6 protein-coding genes are annotated in these 6,000 nt (G+C 66.1%); 3 read left to right on the top strand and 3 right to left on the bottom strand.

What is annotated here, in order from left to right:
• The 3 genes from JKG68_RS20875 to JKG68_RS20865 form a co-directional block, all read right to left on the bottom strand.
• A partial coding sequence (locus JKG68_RS20875; RefSeq protein WP_246515677.1) for an ABC transporter substrate-binding protein occupies positions 1–659 on the bottom strand: 659 nt, incomplete at its 3' end.
• Positions 656–2,500, bottom strand: a complete 1,845-nt coding sequence (locus JKG68_RS20870; RefSeq protein ID WP_312890897.1) for an extracellular solute-binding protein — start codon at positions 2,498–2,500, stop codon at positions 656–658. The genes JKG68_RS20875 and JKG68_RS20870, both read right to left, overlap by 4 nt.
• Positions 2,501–2,654: 154 nt before the next feature.
• A complete protein-coding gene (locus JKG68_RS20865) occupies positions 2,655–3,326 on the bottom strand; it encodes a c-type cytochrome (protein WP_246515675.1) in 672 nt (223 codons plus the stop codon).
• A 270-nt stretch (positions 3,327–3,596) separates the two neighbouring features.
• On the opposite strand from JKG68_RS20865, the gene JKG68_RS20860 reads away from it, so the two are divergent.
• The 3 genes from JKG68_RS20860 to JKG68_RS20850 are packed head-to-tail and all read left to right on the top strand — an operon-like array spanning position 3,597 to position 5,763.
• Positions 3,597–4,340, top strand: a complete 744-nt coding sequence (locus JKG68_RS20860; protein WP_202063284.1) for a 3-deoxy-manno-octulosonate cytidylyltransferase — start codon at positions 3,597–3,599, stop codon at positions 4,338–4,340.
• Positions 4,337–5,191, top strand: coding sequence for a prephenate dehydratase (locus JKG68_RS20855; RefSeq protein ID WP_202063283.1), 855 nt, complete (start codon positions 4,337–4,339; stop codon positions 5,189–5,191). Before JKG68_RS20860 ends, JKG68_RS20855 begins: the two co-directional genes overlap by 4 nt.
• A complete protein-coding gene (locus tag JKG68_RS20850; protein ID WP_202063282.1) occupies positions 5,188–5,763 on the top strand; it encodes a GNAT family N-acetyltransferase in 576 nt (191 codons plus the stop codon). Before JKG68_RS20855 ends, JKG68_RS20850 begins: the two co-directional genes overlap by 4 nt.
• Positions 5,764–6,000 lie beyond the last annotated feature (237 nt).

Below are 6,000 nucleotides of genomic sequence, written 5' to 3'. Positions count from 1 at the left end.
CGTTCGGACAGGATCGGCAATCCCGCGATGACGAGGTGGAGATCGCGGCTGCGCTGGGGCGTGAGCCGCACGCGCAGGATCTCGTCGGACTCCGCCTCGGCCGAGGCCATCTGGGTCAGCAGCTGGCTGAAGAGCGGATGCCCCTTCGTCTTCAGGATGTTCAGCGAGAAGGCCGCATCCTTGGCGGTCAGCCGCGAGCCGTCGTGAAAGCGCGCTTCAGGGCGCATGATGAAGCGATAGGTCAGCTTGTCCCCGGACACCCGCACGCTCTTTGCCGCAAGCCCGTAGAGCGCGTCCGGCTCGTCGCCGAGGAGGCCGATCCGCTCGCCCGAGGCCGTCATCAGGCTGTCGAAGGTCAGGCTCATCCCGGCGGCGCCATCTCCCTTCAGCACGAAGATGTTGAGGGTGTTGAACGTGTCGAAGTTCTGGTTGCCGATGGTCTGCTTGATCTGAACCGCAAGCTTGCCGCCTTTCGGCGCATCCGGATTGACGAAGCTGAAATGCTTGAAGTCGGGACCATGCTTCAGATCGCCGAAGCTGGAGAGGCCGTGGGTCTCGACCTCGCCTGTCTCCTGAGCCGGCGTGGCTCTGGGAAGAACGGAAAGAGCGGCCGCCGCCGCCCCGGTCTTGAGGATGCCGCGGCGGCTGATGCCCTTCATCGTGGTGCTCCGGTCTTGGCGGCCTTGGCCTCGTCGTACCACCAGACTGTCGGGAAGGCGGAGCCGCCATAGCGCGGCATCGTCTCGGGATGGCTGTAGCGGTCCCAGCGCGCGGTGCGGCTCTTCAGCGAGGTCCATTGCGGAACCACATAGTCGTGGGCGAGCAGAACGCGGTCGAGGGCTTTGGTCGCGGCCACCAGCTCGGCGCGGTCACGCGCGAAGATCACTTTCTCGATCAGGGCATCCACCCCGGGATCGGCGATCCCGGCCAAGTTGCGGGAGCCTTCGCGCCGGGCCGCCTGCGAGCCCCAGAACTCGCGCTGCTCGTTGCCGGGCGACAGGGACTGCGGCCAGATGCCGGAGACGATGTCGAAGTCGAAGGAGCGGGTCCTGTTCACATACTGCACTTCGTCGACGGTCCGCACGGAGGTGGCGATCCCCAAGCGGTCGAGGGCGGATTTGTAGGGCAGGAAGACCCGCTCGTCGTTGGGGCTGTCGGCGAGAAGCTCGGCGGTCAGCGTTTCGCCCTTGGCGTTGACCCGGCGTCCGCCCTTCACCTCCCAGCCCGCCTCGCGCAGGAGCCTGTCGGCCTCGCGCAGGTTGTTGCGGATGGCGTCCGGCGTATCGTTGACGGGGTTCTTGTAGGGGGTCGTGAAAACCTCCGCCGGAACCTTGTCGCGGATGGATTCGAGGATTGCCAACTCCTGGCCCTCCGGCAGGCCGGAGGAGGCGAGCTCGAGTCCATGGAAGTAGCTGCCGACCCGCTCATACTGGCCGTAGAAGAGCGTCTTGTTCAGCTCCTCGTAGGTGAAGGCGAGGTTGAAGGCCCGGCGCACGCGCTCGTCCTTGAACTTGTCGCGGCGCAGGTTGAGCACGAAGGCCTGCATCACGCCGGTTGCCCGCAGTGGAAATTCCTCCAGAACCACGCGGCCCTGCTGGCGCGCCGGAAAGTCGTAGCCGACGGCCCAGTTGCGGGCGCTGTTCTCGGCGCGGAAATCGATGCGGTCGCCCTTGAAGGCTTCAAGCAGCACCGTTGCGTCGCGATAATATTCGTAGCGGATCTCGTCGAAGTTGTTCTGGCCCACATTCACGTTGAGACCCGCGCCCCAATAATCCTTCACGCGCTCGTAGGAAGCGTTGCGTCCTGCCTCGAAGCCCTTGATGCGGTAGGGGCCGGAGCCCAGCGGCGGCTCCAGGGTGGTCTGCGTCACGTCGCGCTTGCGGCCGTCCGGCGCCGTGCCTTCCCACCAGTGCTTGGGCAGCACGATCAGCTGTCCCATGATCTGCGGCAGCTCGCGGTTGCCCTTCTCGTCGAAGGTGAACTTGACCTCGCGCTCGCCCGTCTTCTCGGCCCCCGTGACGTTGGCGTAGTAGAAGGCGTAGGTCGGGCTGTTCTCCTTCAGCACCTGGAAGGAGTAGATCACATCCTCCACCGTCACCGGCTGCCCGTCGTGCCAGCGGGCCTCCGGCCGCAGGCGGAAGCTGACGGAGGAGAAATCCTCCGGATACGAGAACGCCTCGGCCAAGAGGCCGTAGGACGAGCTGGACTGGTCGAGGGCCGAGGTGGTCAGGGTCTCGTAGACGAGGCCCAGGCCCTGCTCGGGCGTGCCCTTCACGCCGGCCACCACGATGTTGAAGCTGTCGAAGGTGCCCTGGGCTCCCAAGCGCACCAGACCGCCCTTCGGGGCGTTCGGGTTGACGTAGTCGAAATGCTTGAAGCCTTCGGGGTATTTCGCCTCTTCCAGAAGCCCGGCTCCATGCCGCCACCGGGCCTCCTGGGCCGTGACAGGGGTGAAGGCAAGGAAGGCCGCCAGAAAGCTCGGCAGAAGGATGCGGATCACAAGGCGTCTCCTGATGGGGCGAGGCGTCTTTCGTCAGGTTACATTTTTGGGCGCTCCCGGGCGAGCGCAAGGGACAACGCATGAAAGGAGAGGCGGCACAAACGAAAAAGCCGGGCTTTTCGGCCCGGCTCGCTCGAATGTGAGAGGATGCGCTTTACTGGGCCGCAGGAGCGGCAGGAGCGGCAGGAGCGGCAGGAGCGCCGCCAGCGGCGGGAGCGCCGCCGGCGGGCGCCGCGGGAGCACCTCCGGCAGCCGGCGCCGCAGGAGCGGCAGCAGGGGCTGCGGCCGCGGATGCCTCGGGGAACGCAGGAGCGCTAGGGGAGACCGACTTCAGATAGGCGATGAGATCGGCCCGCTCCTTGGCCTGGGCGATGCCCGCGAAGGCCATGATGGTGCCGGGAACGGCCTGCTTGGGGTTCTGGATGAAGGCGTTCAGGGCCTCGTAATTCCATTCGCCGCCCTTGCCCTTGAGGGCTCCCGAGTAGTTGAAGCCCGCGTGGGACGCGAGAGGACGTCCGACGACTCCATGGAGATTCGGGCCGACCTTGTTGGGGCCGCCCTCCTCGAAGGTGTGGCAGGAGGCGCACTTCTTGGCCGAGGCCTGACCCTTGGCGACGTCGGCGCTGGCGAGAAGAACGGGAAGCGGCTCGGCCGGAGCGGCGGCGCCGGCATCGGCGGCAGCGCCTTCTTCGGGCGCCGGGAGGTCGTAGCCCGGAACGGCTGGCTTATGGGGCGAAAAGAGGCCGCCGGCGATAACGTTGACGCCGACCACGAAGAGGAGCGAGCCGAAAACGGCGCCCATGATCTTATTGGTCTCGATATTCATCAGTGAGGCTCTCCTCGCCTTCGTACAAGCGGCGAAACCAGCGCAGCAGAACGGATCCGCGGGCGGGTGCCCGCGATAGGGGCGTTGCTTAGCCGTAGAGATAGGGTTTTGACAATGGGGTTTTCAGGAGTTTTCGCCGTTCTCGTGGTCGCAGCACGGGTTTGCAACGCCTAAAGGCCGCTCGAGGTTCATGGATCGGTTGCCGCAGAGCCCATGACAAACGGAGCCTGCCTTGCTAAGAGCCCTCAGCTTCTCCGCAAAGAGCGCACCATGTCCGACCCCCTCGTCCTGATCCCCGCCCGCCTTGCCGCGACCCGCCTGCCGAACAAGCCCCTGGCGGATATCGCGGGCGAGCCGATGATCGTCCATGTGTGGCGCCGGGCCGTGGAGGCCGGGATCGGGCCCGTGGCTGTGGCGACGGATGCGCCCGAGATCGCCGAGGCCGTGACCAGGGCCGGCGGCCGGGCGGTGATGACCCGGGACGACCATCCTTCCGGCTCGGACCGGATCTTCGAGGCTGTGGAAAAGCTCGACCCGGAAGGACGGCACGACGTGGTCGTGAACGTCCAGGGCGATCTGCCGACCATCGACCCCGCGGCGATCGCGGCCTCCATCGCCCCCCTGTCGGATGCGGCCGTCGATCTTGCGACGCTTGTGGCCGTCATCGAGCGCGAGGAGGAGAAGACCAACCCGAGCGTGGTGAAGATGGTGGGAAGCCCGATCTCCCCCGGCCGGTTCCGCGCCCTCTACTTCACCCGCGCGACCGCACCTTACGGGGACGGCCCGCTTTATCACCACATCGGCCTTTACGCCTACCGCCGCCGGGCGTTGCAGCGCTTCGTCAGCCTGCAGCCTTCGCCGCTGGAGACCCGCGAGAAGCTGGAGCAGCTGCGGGCGATCGAGGCCGGCATGCGCATCGACGCCGTCGTGGTGAACGATGTGCCGCTCGGCGTCGACACCCCTCACGATCTGGAAAGGGCGCGGGAGATCATCGTGGCCCGGAGGCATCCATGAGCAAGTTCATTTCATTCCAAGGCGAGCCGGGGGCCAATTCCCACACCGCCTGCTCCGAGGCGCTGCCCGACTGGCAGGTGCTGCCCTGTCCGACCTTCGAGGATGCGTTTGCGGCCGTCAACGAGGGCCAGGCGGGCCTTGCCATGATCCCGATCGAGAACTCGATTGCCGGGCGCGTGGCGGATATCCATCACCTCCTGCCGACCTCGGGCCTCCACATCATCGGCGAGCACTTCCTGCCGATCCATTTTCATCTCATGGCCGTTCCGGGCGCCGAGATCGGCACCATCAAGGACGTGTACAGCCACGTGCATGCCCTGGGCCAGTGCCGCAAGATCATCCGCAAGCTCGGGCTCAAAGCCCACGTGGCCGGCGATACCGCAGGCTCCGCCCGGGAGGTCTCCGAGTGGAAGGACCCGACCCGCGCGTCCCTTTCGCCCCGCATGGCGGCCGACATCTACGGCCTGAAGATCCTGGCGGAGAACGTGGAGGACGAGACGCACAACACCACCCGCTTCGTGATCCTGTCCAAGAAGCCGCAATGGGCCCCCAAGGGGCAGGGGCCCGTGGTCACGTCCTTCGTGTTCCGCGTCCGCAACCTGCCGGCCGCGCTCTACAAGGCGCTCGGCGGCTTTGCCACCAACGGCATCAACATGACCAAGCTGGAGAGCTACATGCTCGAAGGCGAGTTCCTGGCGACGCAGTTCTACGCCGAGGTGGACGGCCACCCGGAGGACGCGAACCTCAGGCGAGCGCTCGAGGAGCTGGAGTTCTTCTCCCGCGAGCTGCGCATCCTCGGCGTGTACCCGGCCGATCCCTTCCGCGAGAAGATCAGGGAACCGGCCGAGTGACGGTTCGCATCCGCGACGGGAGTGAGGCCGACATCGAGGGCATTGCAAGGGTCCATGTTCAAGGGTGGCGGGAGTCCTACAAGGACTTCCTGTCTCCCGACGCTCTTGCCGGACTGTCTGTCGAAGAACGGATGATGATGTGGCAAAGGGTTCTGGATCGGGCAGACCCGCAGTCGAAGCTTCTGGTCGCGGAAACTCGTGACGGCGAGATCGTCGGCTTTGCGCGCGGCGGGCCGATCAGGAGCAAGGAGCCGGTGCTGCTTGGCACCGAGGCCGAAATCTTTGCCATCTACCTGCTCGACAGGGTCAAGCGGCAGGGCATCGGCCGCCGGCTCATGAACGGCGTGTTCGACCACCTCCGCTCCCAGGGCTTTCGATCCGTCGGCTTGTGGGTCCTGAAGGAGAACCTCCCGGCTCGCCGGTTCTACGAGGCCCTGGGCGGAACGCCCGGCCCCGAGCAGGCCTTCGACCTGCGCGGCCAAACGGTCACCGAGATCGCCTACCGGTTCGACCCCGAGGCCATCGCTCCGCTGTCATCCCCGGCGAGCGCAGCGAGGGAAGGGGATCCATAACCGCTGACGGCGCAGAACAAGAGCAGGGCGCGCCGCCATCTCCTGCGACCATCCTGGTTCCGGCTCCCCGCCTGCCCAGGCACGACAGGTCGTGGCCGGTGCAATGTTCTTACTTTGTTCTTGACTTCTGCTGCAACCTTGGCTATATCGTTGCACAGCCTGGTCCTGACGAGGGGCGCGCTCGCGAGGCGTCGCAGTGTGGGAGCAGGCACGGTCTCGTAAGCCCGCCTCGCAAGC

Origin of the sequence: Microvirga aerilata, from assembly GCF_016743775.1 — a bacterium.
In the GTDB taxonomy this organism is placed as follows: domain Bacteria; phylum Pseudomonadota; class Alphaproteobacteria; order Rhizobiales; family Beijerinckiaceae; genus Microvirga; species Microvirga aerilata.
This window is presented reverse-complemented; position numbering and strand designations above follow the sequence as displayed.

What these genes read in the sequence shown, in the direction of transcription:
- JKG68_RS20865 (WP_246515675.1), bottom strand. Translation starts at nt 3,326, where the DNA reads ATGAATATCGAGACCAATAAGATCATGGGCGCCGTTTTCGGCTCGCTC.
- JKG68_RS20860 (WP_202063284.1), top strand. Translation starts at nt 3,597, where the DNA reads ATGTCCGACCCCCTCGTCCTGATCCCCGCCCGCCTTGCCGCGACCCGC.
- JKG68_RS20855 (WP_202063283.1), top strand. Translation starts at nt 4,337, where the DNA reads ATGAGCAAGTTCATTTCATTCCAAGGCGAGCCGGGGGCCAATTCCCAC.